At 37.0% G+C, this 19,311-nt stretch carries 16 protein-coding genes; 13 read left to right on the top strand and 3 right to left on the bottom strand.

Annotation, left to right across the window (positions count from 1 at the left end):
- The first annotated feature begins 328 nt into the window (after positions 1 to 328).
- Positions 329 to 1,312 carry a catabolite repressor/activator gene (gene cra, locus PAND9192_RS03000; RefSeq protein ID WP_087852472.1) on the top strand — a complete coding sequence of 328 codons (984 nt, stop codon included), beginning with the start codon at positions 329 to 331 and terminating at the stop codon, positions 1,310 to 1,312.
- A 101-nt stretch (positions 1,313 to 1,413) separates the two neighbouring features.
- Positions 1,414 to 2,448 (top strand): FUSC family protein, encoded by a 1,035-nt coding sequence (locus tag PAND9192_RS02995; protein WP_087852471.1) that lies wholly within the window; start codon positions 1,414 to 1,416, stop codon positions 2,446 to 2,448.
- Between the two features lie 115 nt (positions 2,449 to 2,563).
- Here PAND9192_RS02995 and PAND9192_RS02990 read toward each other — a convergent pair whose 3' ends face one another.
- Positions 2,564 to 3,469 (bottom strand): putative PEP-binding protein, encoded by a 906-nt coding sequence (locus PAND9192_RS02990; protein WP_087852470.1) that lies wholly within the window; start codon positions 3,467 to 3,469, stop codon positions 2,564 to 2,566.
- 317 nt (positions 3,470 to 3,786) lie between these two features.
- Here PAND9192_RS02990 and PAND9192_RS02985 point away from each other — a divergent pair, with 317 nt between their 5' ends.
- The 4 genes from PAND9192_RS02985 (at position 3,787) to PAND9192_RS02970 (ending at position 8,220) form a co-directional block, all read left to right on the top strand.
- Entirely contained in the window at positions 3,787 to 4,845 is a 1,059-nt protein-coding gene (locus PAND9192_RS02985; protein WP_087852469.1) for a 3-deoxy-7-phosphoheptulonate synthase, read from the top strand.
- A 138-nt stretch (positions 4,846 to 4,983) separates the two neighbouring features.
- A complete protein-coding gene (locus PAND9192_RS02980; RefSeq protein WP_060996414.1) occupies positions 4,984 to 5,466 on the top strand; it encodes a YajQ family cyclic di-GMP-binding protein in 483 nt (160 codons plus the stop codon).
- Between the two features lie 509 nt (positions 5,467 to 5,975).
- Positions 5,976 to 7,271 carry a serine/threonine transporter gene (locus tag PAND9192_RS02975; RefSeq protein ID WP_087852468.1) on the top strand — a complete coding sequence of 432 codons (1,296 nt, stop codon included), beginning with the start codon at positions 5,976 to 5,978 and terminating at the stop codon, positions 7,269 to 7,271.
- Positions 7,272 to 7,467: 196 nt separating this feature from the next.
- Entirely contained in the window at positions 7,468 to 8,220 is a 753-nt protein-coding gene (locus PAND9192_RS02970; RefSeq protein ID WP_087852467.1) for a DUF481 domain-containing protein, read from the top strand.
- Positions 8,221 to 8,296: 76 nt separating this feature from the next.
- Here the strand turns inward: PAND9192_RS02970 and lpxL are convergent, their stop codons facing one another.
- The gene (gene lpxL, locus PAND9192_RS02965; protein WP_087852466.1) at positions 8,297 to 9,229 is read right to left on the bottom strand and encodes an LpxL/LpxP family Kdo(2)-lipid IV(A) lauroyl/palmitoleoyl acyltransferase; all 933 of its coding nucleotides are present in this window, start codon (positions 9,227 to 9,229) and stop codon (positions 8,297 to 8,299) included.
- 266 nt (positions 9,230 to 9,495) lie between these two features.
- Complete coding sequence (locus PAND9192_RS02960) at positions 9,496 to 10,422, bottom strand: LpxL/LpxP family Kdo(2)-lipid IV(A) lauroyl/palmitoleoyl acyltransferase (protein WP_087852465.1); 927 nt, start codon at positions 10,420 to 10,422, stop codon at positions 9,496 to 9,498.
- A gap of 485 nt (positions 10,423 to 10,907) precedes the next feature.
- On the opposite strand from PAND9192_RS02960, the gene PAND9192_RS02955 reads away from it, so the two are divergent.
- The 7 genes from PAND9192_RS02955 to PAND9192_RS02925 all read left to right on the top strand — a co-directional run bounded on the left by PAND9192_RS02955 (position 10,908) and on the right by PAND9192_RS02925 (position 19,231).
- Positions 10,908 to 11,225 (top strand): STAS domain-containing protein, encoded by a 318-nt coding sequence (locus PAND9192_RS02955; protein WP_060996419.1) that lies wholly within the window; start codon positions 10,908 to 10,910, stop codon positions 11,223 to 11,225.
- Between the two features lie 30 nt (positions 11,226 to 11,255).
- Complete coding sequence (locus PAND9192_RS02950) at positions 11,256 to 12,095, top strand: OmpA family protein (RefSeq protein WP_087852464.1); 840 nt, start codon at positions 11,256 to 11,258, stop codon at positions 12,093 to 12,095.
- Between the two features lie 44 nt (positions 12,096 to 12,139).
- Entirely contained in the window at positions 12,140 to 14,218 is a 2,079-nt protein-coding gene (locus PAND9192_RS02945) for an SLBB domain-containing protein (RefSeq protein WP_234998946.1), read from the top strand.
- The gene (locus tag PAND9192_RS02940) at positions 14,218 to 14,925 is read left to right on the top strand and encodes a CpsD/CapB family tyrosine-protein kinase (RefSeq protein ID WP_060996422.1); all 708 of its coding nucleotides are present in this window, start codon (positions 14,218 to 14,220) and stop codon (positions 14,923 to 14,925) included. Before PAND9192_RS02945 ends, PAND9192_RS02940 begins: the two co-directional genes overlap by 1 nt.
- A gap of 1 nt (position 14,926) precedes the next feature.
- A complete protein-coding gene (locus PAND9192_RS02935) occupies positions 14,927 to 16,447 on the top strand; it encodes a SpoIIE family protein phosphatase (RefSeq protein WP_087852462.1) in 1,521 nt (506 codons plus the stop codon).
- A 302-nt stretch (positions 16,448 to 16,749) separates the two neighbouring features.
- Positions 16,750 to 18,225: a sigma-54-dependent transcriptional regulator gene (locus PAND9192_RS02930; protein ID WP_087852461.1), complete on the top strand. Its 1,476-nt coding sequence runs from the start codon at positions 16,750 to 16,752 to the stop codon at positions 18,223 to 18,225.
- Complete coding sequence (locus PAND9192_RS02925) at positions 18,209 to 19,231, top strand: glycosyltransferase family 4 protein (RefSeq protein ID WP_087852460.1); 1,023 nt, start codon at positions 18,209 to 18,211, stop codon at positions 19,229 to 19,231. Before PAND9192_RS02930 ends, PAND9192_RS02925 begins: the two co-directional genes overlap by 17 nt.
- The last annotated feature ends 80 nt before the right edge of the window (positions 19,232 to 19,311 follow it).

The raw sequence follows: 19,311 nt of genomic DNA, 5'->3' as shown, positions 1-19,311 counted from the left end.
CCGCTTTAATGCTCTGTGAAATCATCGCTATTGATTAACGCTATCGGTTAACCCTATCAACGTATTACTAATATTTTATGGTCTATATTAGCAATAGGCTGAATCGTTTCAGCAATATGACAAATAAAAATGCCATGCATTGCACAACATTCCAGTTACTCGATAGATACACTTTTAACTTACTGCTGAAACCTTTCAGCTTGCATACTGAATCGTTTCAGCTAGAATTGCAAACGTGTAAAGCATACGCTCTATCAATATATGATCAAGTGCACAAAATTATCTTTACCCAAATACCGACAAGTCTCATTAACAATGGATAACGACTATGACACTGGATGAAATTGCAAAACTCGCAGGGGTTTCTCGCACGACTGCAAGTTACGTTATTAATGGTAAAGCAAAACAATATCGTATTAGTGAAAAAACCCAACTAAAAGTAATGACCGTTGTTGATGAGCATAACTATCGCCCAGATCATGCAGCAACATCATTGCGTATTGGTAACAGTCATTCTTTAGGGCTGATTATTCCTGATTTAGAAAACAGCAGTTACGCAAAAATTGCCAAACTACTTGAGCGTAATGCACGTAAAGCGGGCTATCAAATGATTATATCATGCTCTGATGATGATCCAGACACTGAAATGAAAGTCGCTGATATTTTACTAAGCCGTCGCACTGATGCACTGATTGTTGCAAGTGCACTTGCCGCAGATCACCCTTTTTATCGTCAAGTTCAAGCCAATGGTGTCCCTGTTATTGCCATTGACCGCGCTTTAGATGATGAGTTTTTTGTGTCAGTGATCAGTGAAGATTTAGAAGGTGCTTATCAACTCACTCAATCATTATTAAAAAAACCAATTAACAGCATTGGTCTCGTGGGCGCTGTTGCCGAGCTTGGCGTATCAAAAGAACGTCAGCAAGGTTTTATAGCTGCAATTGAGCGTCATCAACAGCCTATCACATCGCTAATTGGCTATGGTGAGCATTTTAGCCAACAACATGGGCAACAGATTGTGCAGCAATGGATTGATGACAACTGTTTTCCCAACGCTATTTTAGCAACATCTTATACTTTATTTGAAGGTGTACTTGATTGCCTACTCAAACACCCACAGGTCATGAGTAACACTTACTTAGCCACTTTTGGTGATAATCGCTTATTGGATTTTTTACCCAATAAGATACAGTCATTACCACAGCAATACGAACTGATTGCTGAACATGCATTAGCACTGGCATTAAACGCGATCAAAGGTATTTATGAACCCAATATTGAAGTGATCCCACGTCAAGTCATTCAGCGTTAATAGTATTACCATTATTCTATTGCGGAATAATAGCTATAATGGAAAAATAGCTAGTTATTGATGTTTATCTTCTTTTTTATTAAATCGCTATAGGCTACGCCATGTATTTACGTCTTAAAGCATTATTAATATCACATGCACAATTTTCTCATGCTTTACGGGTAACGTTAGCGATAGCTTTTACACTCGCCTTCTACGCCGTGGTACATGTTCCGCATTCAATGTGGGGACCTGTGACTGTGGTAGTAGTGATGATGCAACCTTATGCCGGCGCGATTGTATATAAAGGTTTTCAGCGTATAGGCGGCACATTATTAGGGGCAATATTAGGCTTATTAACGGTGTTATTCCCTCACCAACTCGATTACCTAATACCAGTGTGGATGTTGGCATGGGTATTCTTACTGTCACTTAAATCTTATGGTAAGAATATTTATTTCTTCTTTTTAGCGGTAATGACGTTAATTATTGTTTCTTACCAAGGTGATACCGCTTTAGAAGTCAATGTCGCTTTATGGCGAGTGGCAAATATTTTAATTGGTAGCTTAATTGCGATTTCATTTTCTTTATTAATGCCGATCCGTGCCGTTACTGGTTGGAACACGTTATTTAATCAAAATTTGCATGCTTTACGTCAGCTGTATCAAGCCCATGCATCTGCTCATATGTTGAGTATAAAACAATTAAATGCCATGAAACGTGAAGTGTTAGAACGACATATGAAAATGATCATTTTGTTGCCTAACGTCCAAAAAGAAAAACACAAATTAGCCGGACATTATCGAGCAATTATAACGGTACAACGGACATTAATTAGTATTACTGAACAGCTCATTGAAACCCATTGGAGTTCTGACATTAGTCGGCGTCAATTATTAGCTCAAGCCGATTTAAAATTATACCAGCAGCAGATTATTACCATTTTAAATCAAATCGAACAGGCATCGCTTAATCGTAGCAGTTTAGCAAATATTGATGCCTTACCTGATATCGACCTTCTACCAAAAATGGCAACAGAAATAAGCCCTGATGATGCGGCAAATGCATTAGGAATTTATGGCTATTTTTGGCTTACACGCCAATTTATCAGCCAACTTGATGCACTTATTATTCAATTACGAAGTCTTAACTCATAAACGCGGCAGTCACAAAGGCTAACAGGTACTACTGATACTAAAGCTAAAGATAAAGCTACTGACTCTAAAAAATAACTAACCAGCGCAATTACGGTAATAACGCTGGTTGGTATTATCAGCAGATAACTGAGGTTATTTCATGATCATGCAACCATCGCTGTAAACGCGGCGATTGTTCAATTGAACGACAGTAAATATCGCAATCTTTAGCTGTACTCCCTACCACTGCAAATAGCATTTTAAGCAGCTGGATTACAGCATCATTTTGAGTATCAATGCGGTAATTAAGGCTCGAGTTATCAAAATCTTGTCCAAGCGCAAATTGTGCCAGTTGTTCCACGTCCACGACAAAACCATCAAAATAATGAATAAAAGTCTCTGCTAATAATGCATTTGCTGGCACACAACATAGCATGTGTACTTTTAACCCATTAGCACCACGGCATAATCCTTGTTCAGCCAAGAGATCAATCATAGTCGCCGCTTCACTAAATGTCCGTACAAACGGCACTACTAATTCAATGTTTTCTCCGCCTAAGGTTGCACGCGCACGTTTAATCGCTTCACATTGCAGTGAAAAGCTTGGTTTGTAATTTACATCAGCAAAAAAACTCGCACCGCGTAACCCTAATTGTGGATTAACTTCTACGGTTTCTAATTCAGCCCCTAATAATTGCTGGCGCGCATTTGAATCAGCACCAATAAGTTGCACTTTTAAAGGCGCAGTACCTTGTTGTCTTGCAGCTGACACTAATAGCTCGGTCAGCATTGAGACATAATACTCAGCCAAAGCTACTGTTTGTTGGCCGTATTGGTCTGCTATTTTTTGTTGCAATGCCTGTTGGGTAACTTCAGATAGCATGCTTTGCTGAGCAAAAACTAACGGATGAATACCTATCGAAGTTGCAATAAGATCATCTAATGAGACCAGCCCTATTCCTTGATTGCTGATCGTGGTTAATTGTTGGGCATTACGCAATACGGCTGTTGTTGCGAGTATTAATTGTGTTTGTGTTGTCATACACCACCTGTACGTCCATGTTAAAAAGACTGATATCTATATATATCAATCCATTAAATAACTCTCTATTGACCTTACTGCGAGTTTAATGGACACGCAAGCGTAAAACGTTATTTGATAACAATTATTCAACCTTATGATCATATGCTATTCGTTTTATTAGTTGAATAATTGCATGCAAAATCACCATTTTCAGTCTCAATATCCACAGTTAGTCATTAAAAACCTATTTGTTATCACAAGTTTGGTTTATTCCAACGCTAATTTGGGCTATCTTAACGGGGTTATTACAGAGATACCAAGGTAGGCAAACTATTATGCCAATGAAAACAGATGAACTTCGCACAATGAGTCTCGGCCTAATGCCGACACCTGCAGAAGTAGAAATAGCCTCACCAATGACAGATGCCATTGCTGCGCATGTTGATAACGCACGTAAGCAAGTTGAAGCTATCCTAGCGGGTAATGATTCGCGTCTATTGGTGATCGTTGGGCCATGTTCAATTCATGACACCGATGCTGCTATTGATTATGCGAAGCGCCTTGTTGCTGTACAAGAAACATATAAAGACCAACTCTTCATCGTTATGCGCACCTATTTTGAAAAGCCGCGTACCGTTGTGGGTTGGAAAGGCCTTGTCTCAGATCCTCATCTAGATGGCAGCCTTGATCTTGCGGCTGGCTTACATAAAGCACGTAAGTTATTAATCGATATTAATGCGTTAGGGCTACCTACTGCGACTGAGTTTTTAGATATGATCACTGGGCAATATATTGCCGATCTTATTACGTGGGGAGCCATTGGCGCTCGTACCACTGAATCTCAGATCCACCGTGAAATGGCATCAGCATTATCGTGCCCTGTTGGCTTTAAAAATGGTACTGATGGTAATATTAAAATTGCTATCGACGCTATTCGAGCCACTCGTGCATCACATTTATTCTGTTCGCCGAATAAAAATGGTCAAATGACGATTTATCGTACTTCTGGTAATCCATATGGTCACATTATTCTTCGTGGCGGAAAAATGCCCAATTACCATGCACAAGATATTGCGACAGCGTGCGCTGCTTTAACTGAATTTGAATTAGCTCCCAAGTTAATCGTTGATTTCAGTCACGGTAATTGCCAAAAGCAACATCAACGTCAATTAGATGTTGCTGCTGACATATGTGAGCAAATTCGCAATGGTAGCCAATCTATTGCTGGCATTATGGCTGAGAGCTTTATTGAAGAAGGCAATCAAGCGGTGATCAGCGGTCAAGAAAAACAACTTGTTTACGGCAAATCGATTACTGATCCATGCATTAATTGGCGTGATACTTTAGTGATGCTCGATATGCTGGCTGGTGCTGTCAAAGACGCCAACGCGTAATCTTTAGCTACACATCTTAATACAATAAAGGAGTAACAATAGATTGTTGCTCCTTTATTCGTATCTAATTAACGGTATAATGTACGTGTTAATTTATAACGGGATATATTTCCCACATTCAGGTTAGAGGCCAATAACATGCCATGTTTTGATATTATTTCCGAAGTCGATACCGTAGAAATCAAAAATGCGGTAGAGAATTCAATCCGAGAAATTAGCACTCGCTTTGATTTCCGTGGTGTTGAAGCCAGCGTAGAATTAAACAAAGAAATCGTAAAAATCACTTCAGAATCTGAATTTCAACTTGATCAGATTGTAGCAATTTTACGTGGTAACCTTGCACGACGTGGCGTTGATGCTAATGCACTTGAGCGTAAGGCTATTAATTTCTCAGGTAAAACTGCATCACAGAATATTGAATTTAAGCAAGGTGTTGAAACCACTAATGCTAAGAAACTGGTTAAAGCGATTAAAGACGCTAAATTAAAAGTTCAAGTTGCTATTCAAGGTGAAAAGTTACGTGTAACGGCTAAAAAGCGTGATGATCTTCAAGCAACAATGGCACTTGTTCGTGCACAAGATCTCGGTCAACCGTTCCAATTTGATAACTTCCGTGACTAATTACGGTTAAGTTCATAAGGGAGGCGTATTTGCGCTTCCTTTTTTTTGATTTGAATATTCAAATATTTTTTAATAAACTTAAAAATAATAATAATATTTAAACTGATATTATTAAATATATACTTTACTGTTATACTAAAATACGTCATACAAATACGAAATCACACACAAAACAAACAATAGCACCGCAAACAAACTCACCTTAAATAATACCAATACAACATTGCCAACACCCCATTTACAACCTCGAATACTTTTTAAGCAAACAAATTTTTTTTAATTGCAAAAATTGTTGCGCGTCATGCTTATACCCTATAATCCACCCACTTCAATAATGGTTAATTATTTTTCATTCTCTGTGGCTAACAACATAGGATAAAGAGCAACAACAACGATAACTAGCACGGATATGCTTATACGATCACGGAACGTTCCCTCTTTTCGCTTGTTGTACAGCTCTATTTATTCAATTCAGATTGACTGAAAAGAAAATAAAGGAGATGTCCATAATGGGCACCGCACAACAACAAAAAACAACTGCAACAACCGCTGACAAAACTCAAAAGCTCGGCTGGCGTAAAAGTGATACTGTATGGATGCTCGGTTTATATGGTACAGCAGTTGGTGCTGGCACTTTATTTTTACCTATAAATGCAGGTGTCGGTGGCTTAATTCCGCTTATCGTAATGATGATCTTAGCATTGCCAATGACCTTTTTTGCTCACCGCGCTATGATGCGTTTTGTGCTATCAAGTGCTAACCCTGGTGCCGATATCACAGATGTAGTTGAAGAGCACTTTGGTAAAAATATGGGCAAGATTATCACTCTGCTATATTTCTTTGCTATCTACCCTATTTTACTTGTTTATAGTGTTGCTTTAACCAATACCGTTGAAAGCTTTATGAAATTTCAATTAGGTATTGAACCACCAGCACGCGCTGTTTTAGCATTGATTCTTATCGTTGCTCTAATGGCTATTGTTCGTCTTGGTGAGCAATTAATTGTCAAAGCAATGAGTATCTTAGTGTTCCCTTTTGTTGCTGTATTATTGATGTTAGCGCTATACCTAGTGCCACATTGGAACGGAGCTATTTTCGCTAATATTATTCCACAAAGCGGAAATACTACGAGCATAATAATGGCGGTATGGTTGATCTTACCTGTAATGGTTTTTTCCTTTAACCATTCACCGGTGATTTCTTCATTTGCAGTAGCGAAAGAAAAAGAATATGGCGTTAATGCTGAGCGTCAAGGCTCACGTATTTTATTACGAGCCCATATTATGATGGTTATTACGGTAATGTTTTTTGTGTGTAGCTGTGTATTAAGCTTAACACCTGCCAACCTTATCGAAGCAAAAGCACAAAACGTATCGATTTTAACGTATCTTGCTAACCATTTTGACACGCCAGTTATCGCTTATGCTGCACCTATTGTCGCTATTATTGCAATAACAAAATCTTTCTTGGGCCACTATTTAGGCGCAAGTGAAGGCCTAAATGGTATCGTCCATAAAGTCGCACGTGATAATAACAAGACTATTTCAAATAAAGCGCTTAATCGTTTCACGGCTTTATTTATGCTAACCACAACTTGGGCTGTAGCAACACTAAACCCAAGTATTTTAGGTATGATTGAAAACTTAGGCGGGCCAATTATTGCAATGTTGCTATTTATTATGCCAATGTATGCAATAAAGAAAGTGCCAGCTATGAAAAAATATTCAGGGACAATCAGTAATATATTCGTAACTGTTATTGGTTTAATGTCTATCTCGGCTATTTTTTATTCTCTAATACAGTAAATAAAAATTATATATGACCTAAAAAAGGCTACCTAGTAGCCTTTTTCTTTATTTAAAACAAAATACTATCATCTATTATCACCTCCACCTCACTAACCATCATCACAAGCACTTTACAGCAACCATACACTACCATGACATTTTATACCGCTATATTGCTTACATTGTTGCTCAAATTACATTCGACGGCTAAACAATGAAAGCATTACTGTTAATACCTATTACAACTTTATTTTGCCATGCCGCCTATGCCACACATATTAATAATCAACCAATTGAAGAGAAATCTTCTGATTTTAACGGCTCGGCAAAATTAGGCTTTATTTACGCTAAAACGACAAATACTTCGATGTCGATGAATTCTGCCGCCTCGTTGAAGCACACAACAAACGATTGGAGCAACAAGCTTAAGTTTAGTTCTTATTATACGGATTCAACCAAAGAAGAAGATGGTGTGAATAAATATAGCGTTGCGCTGGATACTCGCTATATGATTAATTCACATAAATTTACTTACTTACGTAATGAATATAACCATAATCAATTTGAAACCTATCGTCATGAATATATCATTGCGACAGGTTTAGGTTATAAAGTTTATGATACCAAAACGACCAAGTTAACGGTCGGTGGTGGTCCAGGTTTCCGTTATAGTAAACGTCAACTCAATGATCCTGAGCATCCAAATCAAATTGAACGTAATATCATTGCTAATGCCTTCTTAAATGCAGAAAAGAAAATTACATCAACATTAACAGTAGGTGCAAATAGCAGTATTGACTACGGTGTTTCAAATACCAACTACTCTATTGATGGTTATATTAAAAACAAACTGATTGGCGACATTTCATTATTGCTCGATTCTCAATATATTTATAATACCGAAGTGGCTTCTGATAAAAGCCATTCCGAAATTTATAGTACCGTCAGCTTAACCTATGACTTTTAGTTTTAATAAAGAAACCGAGCACTAAGCTCGGTTTCTTGTTTTAAAGCATAACTAATATACTCATAATTAACTTTAATTAATGATATAAGCTCGCTTCACCCTCTGGACGCGTTTTAAAACGTCGATGCAGCCACATATATTGACTCGGTGCCGCCATAATTGAATGTTCGACCGCTTTATTGATATAAGCCGCCGCAGCTTGAGGAGCTTTATGAGGAAACTCAATTAATGGTGGAAATATTTTCAATGTATATTGACCACTATCATTATTACGAATCATGGCAAAAGGTAATGGCACAGCACCAGATGCATCAACTAATAAACTTGTCCCTGTCGTTGTACACGCATCTTTAACTGCAAATAAAGGTGCAAAAGTTGAATTTCGACCTTGGCCATAATCTTGATCTGGGGCGTACCATAAGATCTCTCCTTCTTTGAGACCTTTAAGCATGCCTTTTACATTTTTACGATCAAGCATATATTTGTTGGAGCGTATACGACCCTTAAACTGGAAATAATCAAAACAAGGGTTATTATTCGGCCTGTATACACCAACACCTGGTCTTTTCAAACCAAAAGCACGCGCACCTAATTCTAAATTCATCGAATGAACTGCAATAAGAAGAATACCTTTTCCTTGTTGCTGTAATTGGTCTACATGCTCTAGTCCTTCAACCTTAACGTGTCTTTCTACACGAATATCAGGCCAAAACCACGCCATTGCCGTTTCAAATAACGCTAATCCAGTGTTATCTATATTTTGTGCAATTAACCGCTGTTGTTCTTTTATTGATAAATCAGGAAAACATAACGCTATATTTTGCTTAATTGTTTCATGTCGACTCGACATCACTTTCATTGCTAATCGACCGACACCTTGCCCTAAGCGAAATTGGATAAAGTACGGCAGCCAACTTAGTAAGTACATCACCCCCATTAATATTAATACAGACCAATATCGTGGGTGTAATAATGCTCTTCTAAATGTCGGTTCAGTAAATTTACGCATAACAAAGCACAAGATTCCTCAGTTAATATGATTAAAGAGCCTAGGCTACAGACTCTTCAAAAGCATTCATAAGACTAATACTATCGCCATAGTAGATGATGTAGTTTATTGAATGCAAGTTAATACCTTATAGCCATGGGTATTATACAGCGCCGATTAAGTTTAGTTATTATTAGGTTAATAAATCCAATTTAATTACTGATTTTCGGCCAAAAAAAAGCTCATCGACAAAGATGAGCTTAACAATATCAGCAACCTTTATTTAATTAATAAAAGCTTGGTTGTCCTTCTGGACGCGTTTTAAAACGACGATGTAACCACATGTACTGGCTAGGTGCAGCCATTATTGACTTTTCAACAATTTTATTTATAAAAACAGCAGCAGCGTCAGGATCTTTATTTGGGAAACCTTCAACGGGCTCACAAATTGTTAACGTATAATGGCCTGAATCATCATCTCGTACCATAGTAAATGGCACCACGGCGCAGTCAGTTGCATCAACCAATAAGCTGGTACCTGTTGTTGTGCACGCTTGTTCTACTGCAAATAATGGCGCAAATGTTGAGCGTCTTAGACCATAATCATGATCAGGGGCATACCACACTCGCTCACCCGTTTTCAGTGCGCGCAGCATACCTTTAACGTCTTTACGATCTATTAAAGTACGGTTAGATCGTGAGCGTCCTTGATATTGAAAGTAATCAAAACACGGATTATTATTAGCACGATAAACACCCATCCCTGTTTTTTTAATACCAAACGCACGCGCACCAAGTTCAAGATTCATTGAGTGTACAGCAACCATTAACGCGCCTTTACCTTCACGTTCGAGTTGCTCCATGTGCTCCATGCCTTTAATAGTAACATGACGACACACTCGCTCGTCAGACCAAAACCATGCCATACCGGTTTCAAATAAAGCTAATCCTGAGTTATCAATATTTTCCTTTACTAAACGGTCACGTTCACTTGTCGTCATTGACGGAAAACACAATTCAAGATTGCGAGAAATAGTATGACGACGCTTTTTCATTAATTTAATCGCTAAACGGCCAATATGTTTTCCTAAAAAAAACTGCGCACGGTAAGGCAATAGACTAAGAGAATACATGAGTGCCATTAACATTAGTGTCCCCCAATAGCGAGGATGCAGTAATGAATAGGAAAAAACAGGAATATGCTTAGAGCTCATACGATATTATAGCCTTGGGTTTTAATGATTTACTAAAAAAACATGATAATTGAATGCCGCTATAATAGTCCTTTCGCATCTGAGTAAAAAGCAAAACTATGTTTTTTATTGTCAAAATTAGGATAATGCTGAATTTTGTAATTAAAAATATAAAATAATGTTACATAACAATGAGTTGAAAACTTACATTTGCTATTAATCATTATTATTAATCTGCTCAATTTAAATACTTTTTTGTTCCGTCCTAAAGATATTGTTCAGTAACAACATAACCTATGACCCATGACTTATTCAGCAATAGACACTTCAATAATAATGTCTAAATAGAAGCACTATCATACTGCATTGCAAATAGATAAATTCAACTTTTCAATTCATCTTTTCATACACAACAACTCAACATGCTGATTTATATAAATAAAATTATTGGCACAATTACTGCAAATTTATTAACAATTACAATGTTATTTTATTAGGTGTCAAATATGGAATTACGTCAATTAGAGATAGGTAATGATACGCTGGTGTTATCAATCAATGGCGATATGGATGCTGCCGGATGTCAAAATATACAATCAACCATTGATGATGTCATTAGTAAACCACAATCACATATTGATGTAGACATGGAAAATGTCGCCTTTTTAGACTCATCAGGCATTGGAGCTTTAGTTTATCTCTATAAACGACTCACAGAAAAGCAACATAGCATGCAAATAAAAAATGCACATGGGCAACCGCTTTCATTGCTAAAATTACTAAGAATTGAGAATGCTATTCCTGTTAATGAACATAGTGACTAGCACTGCTCTTATCATGGAGGTGATCACGCTATGGAATTAAGAATCTTAAAGCATAATTTAAAGTCACTATTAGTTATTAACTTACTTTTATTATCAGGCTGTACCCCTTTTGCTGAACATGGACGTGGCGGCGGAGCTAATAATTATTTAAATACGCGTTCAACGACACTTGATCATCTTCCACCATTAGGCCCTGAAGATGGTTTACAGTTTGAGTGGGTACTCGTTGCTCGACATCTTGATATGCTCATCGCAGATCAGGCGCAATGGTGTTTTCCTGCAACCGTCCTTCAAGCCCAACGAAATGAATCTCGTATTGCCAGTGAGCTTGTTGGAGGATTAGAAGTAGATGCAACTAATAGTCTGATTATTCAACGTAATTTGTTACAACGGTTAGAACACCAAACAAAAGATGCCAAGCAACAACATAAATGCAAACCACCAAGAAACAGCACTATTGAACCTGAAGATATCATCTTTGCCAAAGAGATTTACAACTTACTCAATAGCGCTAATCAATTTACTTTTAACTCCGTAGAACTCAATCCTAACTATATTATTAACCTATCTGTAGCCTCTCAATTATTGGCAAAAAATACTGATTATAAAATTTTAATTACGGGTCATAGCGATGTTTTTGCTGCTGATATGCCAGACAATAATCTTGCTCGTCAGCGAGCTGAGCAAATAAAGCGCTATCTCAGTATTTTTGGGCTCAACCCAAACCGTATTCATATTGAAGCGATTAATTCTCGCCCTTCTTTAGTATCAATACCGCAACCAAGCGAGCATTTAAGTAATCGGCGTGTAACTATCGAATTAATGCATATTGATCAAAATCTCACACTTAATCACTTATCAGAGAGGTAATTACAATGCATCTCTTTAAGCATATTTTATTCTGTCTGTATTTCATGGCCTTATTGAGTCAATACGCGCATGCAGAATCAACCAATAAAGTAGTGCGTGTTGGCGATGTTATTACCATTATTTTACCTGGAGAAGAATCACTCAATAAGACATTCCAAGTCAATAAACAAGGACGGATCATTTTACCGGAAGTCGGGCCGCTCACAATTGTAGGAAAAACCGAAAAACAGATGGTAGCAATGATTACAATGAGCTTAAAAAGCGTAATGCAAGATCTAAGTCACTTACGGGTTTTTATTAGCAAACGCCAACTTATTATTAATATTCAAGGTTATGTTAATCAGCCAGGGGAATATATAATATCCGATACCGACTCGGTACAGCTGGCACTTTATGCTGCTGGCGGATTACGGCCAGGGGCTCAGCTCAATCGCTTACAACTACGCCGTGGCGATGAAATAACAACATTTAATTATAAATCGTTTTTAGACTCTGGTGATCTATCAAAATTACCGACCCTGCAGTCCCTCGATACTCTGTTTATTCCAGCATCAGCAATGATAGGTAATATTGAACAAGAATTTGATACAGCTAAATTAGCACAAGCTGGTGATGCTGCTGATGATAAAAACGCTGTCAAAGTATTTGGTGAAGTTCACGAACCTGGTACGTTTTCCTATAATGAGGGGGCCTCTATCGTGCATGTTTTAATGCGTGCAGGTGGCGTAACTCGTTATGCGACTGTTGAGCAAATCAGAGTTATTTCTAATAATGAACCACGTACTTTTAACCTAAAAAAATACTTAGACTCAGGTAACGAAACTTTACTACCCAAGCTGTATCCCGGTTCAACCATCTTTATTCCGAAACAACAAGAAGAGATTAAATTTGGTGCCAATATTGTCTACGTAATGGGAGAAGTCGCAGAACCCGGCGCATATGAAGGTAAAAAAGGCGCAAGTTTCATGAGTATTCTGGCTAATGCTGGCGGTCCAACACGGTTTGCAGAATCTCGCCAAATTCGCGTTATCAAATCTGACGGTAAAGTGATTAATTTTGACCTATCGGGGTACACCGAAGGCACTAATTACCAATCACCTCCACCCGTTGAGTCTGGTGATGCTATTTTCGTTCCTGAAAAAACAGATATGAATGAGAAGTCATGGTTAAAAATAGCACCTCATCGTGCTGTACGTGTGCTTGGTGAAGTCGAAGATCCTGGACGCATAGAGTGGTCTGATGAAATGTCATTTCTTGACTTACTCGCCCATGTCGGTGGGCCAACTGTACGAGCAGATACCGCGAACATTGAAGTTGTCACACCAGATGCAAATGGCAGAAACCAGGTTTATATCTTTGACCTTGATAGCTTTATGCTTGAAGGCAAAGCTGAATCAACACTCCCAGTCATTCGTGCAGGAGCCACCATAAGAGTGCGTGATCTGCCTCTTGATCCTACTGATAATAAATCCCAATGGGTACGCCAAACATCAGACAGCTCTATTTACGTTTTTGGACAAGTTAACTCAGGTGGTCGTTATCGCTTTACTAATAATCTCCATTTTTTAGATATCCTTGCTGCAGCTGATGGCCCTACAATCAATGCCGATTTGCACAATATTCGAATTACTCACCGTAATCAAAAATATTCAAAAGTATCAAAGTTAGATCTCGCTCTTTATTTTGAGACTGGCGACGAATCATTATTACCTATAGTAAAAACAGGTGATTCTATTTATATTCCAGAAAAAGATCGCACTTGGATCGATGAAACTACTGAGTCAACGATCCGTATGTTAGGCGCGGTCCATAAACCTGGACGCTATCGCTATAATGATTCAATGACCATACTTGATATATTAGCTAAAGCCGGTGGGACAACAGACTATGCTTACCCTGAGAAGATCAGTATTATTAATAACTCCCGTCATCAGGGTCAAGCACGCACCTTTGATTTGATTAAATTTAGTCGCACTGGTGATTATCGGCTACTACCAGCACTTAGAGCTGGAGATACTGTTTATGTACCAAACAAAGATGAAAGTATTCTTGCTAATATTCGTCTTGGTTTCAAAGATATATTCCAAGTACTAGCAACAATTGCTCTCATTGGAGCGTTGTAATGAAGATCCCTTCATACCAAATGGAAATTGAGGATATTTTTCTGTTCTTAGAGCAAAAAAAATATCATTCAATTTGTATTACTTCTAGTAATCCGCGAGAGGGAGTGACTTCTATTGCACAAGCAATTACTGAGCGGCATTTATTAGCGGGTTACCGTACCTTGCTTGTTGATCTGAACTTTCAAAATCCAAGTTTAATTCCATTAACTGAACTAATAAATAAATCAAATATAGACCAGCATTTAGACTCATATTTAACCTATGATGCCCATAATAAAGTCGGCCTATTAGGCACCTCACTGATGAACAACAAAGCTCATATTATTGAATTACGTCAACCTCATAACTTAAAACTTAAAATTGCTGCATGGTTATTGGAATTTGATAAGATCATTATAGATGCATCCCCGCTTTCTCAATCCACATTACATAATATTCCTGCACATACGGTTGCAAGTTGCTGTGATGGTACTATTCTTATCGTACTTTCTGGTCAAACACAGCAAAATGAAATCAAAGATGCAATAGAAAAACTAACAGCATACAATGCTCATCTGATTGGATTAGTATTTAATGATAAACTTCAACCACATATTAAAGATGAAATTTGTCGTGAGATTATTCGTTGCACTTTTCTACCAGAAACAATAACCACCAAACTCATCCACTTTATACAACACAATCGGTTCTTATCTATTTTGGTGTAAAATGAAAAATTCCATTCTTCTTTTTAAAAGTACTCAACCTTCGACATTAGAATCGGTTAGAATATTACGCCAATCATTATCAAAAGTCCTTGACCATCTTGATATTAAAGCAGATATAAAACAATATTGCCTGCTATGTTGCTCTGAATGGTGCACGAATATTATTCATCACTCAACCCCTTTAAGTAATGATATTACGGTTAGTTTTAGAAAAGCTAAAAAAAAATGGTTATTAATTATCAAAGATTCAGGTGGAATATGGAATCCTCTTTCTCAACAGACAACCTTCAATATTAATACAAATATATTAAAAGGTAGTGGCTATGGACTTCATATAATCAATACGCTTGCTGATGAAACCTATTATCAATCATTACCTTCACACAATATTTTTACCATTGTTTGGGAACGTGATACCCACCGTATAAAACCTCATATATTATTAGTTGAAGATCAAAAATCACAAAGAGAACTTTTTTATTCCTATATAAAAGACATATTTACAGTCAGTTTAGTGAATAATGGTAAGCAAGCATTAGCCTTTTTAAAAAATGAACCGGTTGACTTAATTATTTCCGATATTAAAATGCCAAAAATGAATGGCATAGAATTACGGCAAGAACTAGAGAAAATAAAAATCTTTTCCATTCCTTTTATTTTTTTATCTCATTCTGAAGATGAAACTATACTTAATGATGCAGTCAATCTAGGTATTGATGACTATTTAAAAAAACCGATTAAGAAAGAACAATTGCTTAATTCAATACACCGTGTGTTAGCGCGTTTCAATCAGGTTTTCCATGCAATATCACAACAGGTTAATCAAAAAATCACTGATACTTTACTACCTCAAATTAATTTAAATTCAAAACATTGGCAGCTTGCTTTTCAACAACGTAATACCGGCCGTGGAGGTGGTGATTTTGTACTATCAACCCGTAACAACGGTGTCATACAATTACTCATTGCTGATGTGATGGGCCATGATGAAAGTGCAAAATTCTTTTCATATGCTTATGCTGGGTATATTCGTGGATTGATGCAAAATACAAACCTCACCCAACCGGCATTATTATTGACTAAATTATCTAATAATGCTTATAAAGATCAATTACTTTCACAAACAATGATAACGGGTTGCTGCCTTAGCTTTATTAATTCAAATACGATTATATTAAGCTGTGCTGGGCACCCTTACCCAATGCATATTCATCATAAAAGGCTCTATCCAGTTAAAGTTGAAGGCACATTACCCGGACTATTACCCCACACTGAATATGAAACTTCATCTATTACTTTAAAAAAAAATGAACGGCTTATTTTATTAACAGATGGTTTATTTGAATCTGGTAATACTATTACCGAACGTGAAACTTTAGAACGAGCAATAAAAAAACATTTGGTTATAACCGCTAATTTGCCACTAAATGTTGCACTCGATAAGATAATGCAAGTTTTTGACTCTTTAGCAGGCACTCCACCTAATGATGATGCTTTATTATTAATAATTGAAAAAAAATAATCGCCAACATTGATATTTAAAAGAATATTTTATTATATACCTTTCATTTAGAATCAACTTTGACTATAAAATCAGTATATTATCGTATTATTAACCAAGCATTTAAAAAACAGCTATAATAAAGATTACGGTAAGTATTAGCATATTATAGTGTGTTAAATTATCATTTAATTATCCCTGTTAGTGCTTTTTACTTTCGATAATATTTTATTACTAATCGTATAATTTTGGATAAAAATAACACTAAAATTAACAATAAATAAAAATTAGTCGTTAAATTTCTCTATAAACAGGATGTTATTATGCTACAAAAAGTACTTTTAGTAGAAGACTCAACATCATTAGCGATTCTCTATAAGCAATATGTAAAAGATGAGCCCTACGAATTCTTTCATGTTACTACAGGTGAAGATGCTAAAAATTTTATCGTCAAAAATCCACCTCAACTGATCATTTTAGACCTCAAACTTCCAGATATATCAGGTGCAGAGATCTTACAATGGATTCGAGAGCAAAAGATTCCAACGGCAGTGATCATTGCAACCGCCCATGGCACGATTGATATCGCTGTCACGCTTATTCAAAGTGGGGCTAATGATTTCTTAGAAAAACCCATTCAAGCAGACCGGCTTAAAACCTCAATTAAAAACCATTTGGCGCACAACAAACTTGAAGGGTTAGTCGAAGATATTCAAAATGACTTTAATCGTAATAAATATCAAGGGTTTATAGGTTCTAGTTTACCAATGCAGGCTGTCTATAAAATAATTGATGCCGTTGCACCGACTAACGCCAGTGTTTTTATTTCAGGAGAAAGTGGTACTGGTAAAGAAGTCTGCGCAGAAGCCATTCATTATAAAAGTCAGCGTTATAATAAGCCATTTGTAGCGATTAACTGTGGCGCGATCCCTCGTGATTTAATGGAAAGTGAAATTTTTGGCCACTTAAAAGGGGCTTTCACTGGCGCAACAACAGATCGAAAAGGCGCTGCCATGCTGGCAAACGGAGGCACACTTTTTTTAGACGAATTGTGTGAAATGGAATTAGATATGCAAAAAAAATTACTCCGTTTTCTGCAAACTGGACGCTTTACGCCGCTTGGTGGCAGTAAAGAAATCTCAACAGATATTCGCATAATTTGTGCAACCAATCGTGATCCGCTAATTGAACTTAACGAAAAACGGTTTCGTGAAGATCTCTATTATCGTGTCAATGTGGTTCCGATTCAAATGCCACCACTACGTGATAGAGGGACTGATATTCTTGATATCGCCCGTTACTTTTTAAAGAAATTTGCAAAACAAGATCATAAAAAATTCACTGCGATCAAACGTAATGTCGAATTAAAACTCAGCCATTATTCATGGCCTGGTAATGTACGCCAATTACAAAATATTATTCGTAATATTGTTGTGCTTCACAATGATACCCATATTTTAATGGAGCATCTTCCTGAACCAATTAATAGCTTTAAAACGAGTATTAAAAATACTGAAAAACAACATATAAAAGCAAGCAATATTACACCTATCAAACCAATTACAAATACAGGACCAACATTACCGACGATGACAACATCAGACAATAGCACCAATGCTAAGAAAAAAATCAATACTCACCTAATTCGGCCAATGGCAGATATTGAGCGTGAAGTCATTGAGAATGCTATTGATTATTGCGAAGGGAATGTACTAAATGCTGCAGTTCTACTTGAGTTAAGCCCATCGACGTTATACAGAAAAAAACAAGTTTGGGATACCTATGAAGAGTCAGACTAAGTCTCTACGCATTTGGCTAGTGATTGATAGCAAAGATGTCGGAGGGATTGAATCGCATATTCTACAATTAGCTCAAGGTCTTAAGTTGATGCAACATGACATTACTATCCTTTTTCTATGTCGTTATCACAAACAGCACCCTTTGCTCCCCTTATGTGACAACAACTATATAAATTATCAGTTTTTATCTGGTTCAATAGGCTCATTACTGCAACATACTTTAAAAAATCCTCCTAATGTCATTCATTCTCATGGCTATAAAGCTGCTATTTATTGTCGGTTAATACGGTTAACCCTGTTGCTTTCTTCTCTTAATATACGATTTATTAATACTTTCCATGCAGGCGAAATCCCCACAGGGAAAGTAAGATTATATGATGCAATTGATCGCTGGAGTGCTTGTCTAAATCATGTCAATTTAGCGGTAAGTGATGCTATAAAACACCGTATCCCGTTTAAAACAGAGCTCATCAATAACTTTATTGATACCGATGCACTTACCCTTTCTCATGGCCAACAAATCGCTTTTGTTGGCCGTTTAAGTAACGAAAAAGCCCCAGATCGATTTGTCGAACTTGCGCGGCGCTTACCGCAATTTAGTTTTCATATTTATGGTGATGGCCCTTTAGATACCATTTTACGTCAACAAGCACCAACAAACTTACGATTTCATGGCCAACAACAATCAATGGATCCTATATGGCAACAAATTGGTTTATTAGTCATTTGTTCTCGCTATGAAGGCTTACCTATGGTTGCTCTTGAGGCTATGGGACGTGGTATTCCACTTATTTCTACCCCTGTTGGGAATATCCACCAGCTCATTCAATCTGATATTAATGGTTGGATTATTGAACCACCTCAACTAGCCGCAGCCATTACTCACTGGTCTCAACTAAGCAAATCACATCGAAAACAAATACAACAGATGGCTCAGCGTATGATTAAACAGCATTACTCCGCTCATGTTGTAATACCGCGCTTGCTCTCACTTTATAAGCACTAATTTTATTCTCAATTTAAGAATAAGGTCGAAAGTCACTCGCAATAATAAAAAAAACCATAATTTCAACACACTATAAGATG

Source organism: Photobacterium andalusiense (assembly GCF_900185625.1).
Classification (GTDB): domain Bacteria; phylum Pseudomonadota; class Gammaproteobacteria; order Enterobacterales; family Vibrionaceae; genus Photobacterium; species Photobacterium aquimaris.
This window is presented reverse-complemented; position numbering and strand designations above follow the sequence as displayed.

What these genes read in the sequence shown, in the direction of transcription:
- PAND9192_RS02925 (WP_087852460.1), top strand. Translation starts at nt 18,209, where the DNA reads ATGAAGAGTCAGACTAAGTCTCTACGCATTTGGCTAGTGATTGATAGC.
- PAND9192_RS02940 (WP_060996422.1), top strand. Translation starts at nt 14,218, where the DNA reads ATGAAGATCCCTTCATACCAAATGGAAATTGAGGATATTTTTCTGTTC.
- PAND9192_RS02960 (WP_087852465.1), bottom strand. Translation starts at nt 10,422, where the DNA reads ATGAGCTCTAAGCATATTCCTGTTTTTTCCTATTCATTACTGCATCCT.
- PAND9192_RS02945 (WP_234998946.1), top strand. Translation starts at nt 12,140, where the DNA reads ATGGCCTTATTGAGTCAATACGCGCATGCAGAATCAACCAATAAAGTA.
- PAND9192_RS02970 (WP_087852467.1), top strand. Translation starts at nt 7,468, where the DNA reads ATGAAAGCATTACTGTTAATACCTATTACAACTTTATTTTGCCATGCC.
- PAND9192_RS02985 (WP_087852469.1), top strand. Translation starts at nt 3,787, where the DNA reads ATGCCAATGAAAACAGATGAACTTCGCACAATGAGTCTCGGCCTAATG.
- PAND9192_RS02980 (WP_060996414.1), top strand. Translation starts at nt 4,984, where the DNA reads ATGCCATGTTTTGATATTATTTCCGAAGTCGATACCGTAGAAATCAAA.
- PAND9192_RS02995 (WP_087852471.1), top strand. Translation starts at nt 1,414, where the DNA reads ATGTATTTACGTCTTAAAGCATTATTAATATCACATGCACAATTTTCT.
- lpxL (WP_087852466.1), bottom strand. Translation starts at nt 9,229, where the DNA reads ATGCGTAAATTTACTGAACCGACATTTAGAAGAGCATTATTACACCCA.
- PAND9192_RS02930 (WP_087852461.1), top strand. Translation starts at nt 16,750, where the DNA reads ATGCTACAAAAAGTACTTTTAGTAGAAGACTCAACATCATTAGCGATT.
- cra (WP_087852472.1), top strand. Translation starts at nt 329, where the DNA reads ATGACACTGGATGAAATTGCAAAACTCGCAGGGGTTTCTCGCACGACT.
- PAND9192_RS02975 (WP_087852468.1), top strand. Translation starts at nt 5,976, where the DNA reads ATGGGCACCGCACAACAACAAAAAACAACTGCAACAACCGCTGACAAA.
- PAND9192_RS02990 (WP_087852470.1), bottom strand. Translation starts at nt 3,469, where the DNA reads ATGACAACACAAACACAATTAATACTCGCAACAACAGCCGTATTGCGT.
- PAND9192_RS02935 (WP_087852462.1), top strand. Translation starts at nt 14,927, where the DNA reads ATGAAAAATTCCATTCTTCTTTTTAAAAGTACTCAACCTTCGACATTA.
- PAND9192_RS02955 (WP_060996419.1), top strand. Translation starts at nt 10,908, where the DNA reads ATGGAATTACGTCAATTAGAGATAGGTAATGATACGCTGGTGTTATCA.
- PAND9192_RS02950 (WP_087852464.1), top strand. Translation starts at nt 11,256, where the DNA reads ATGGAATTAAGAATCTTAAAGCATAATTTAAAGTCACTATTAGTTATT.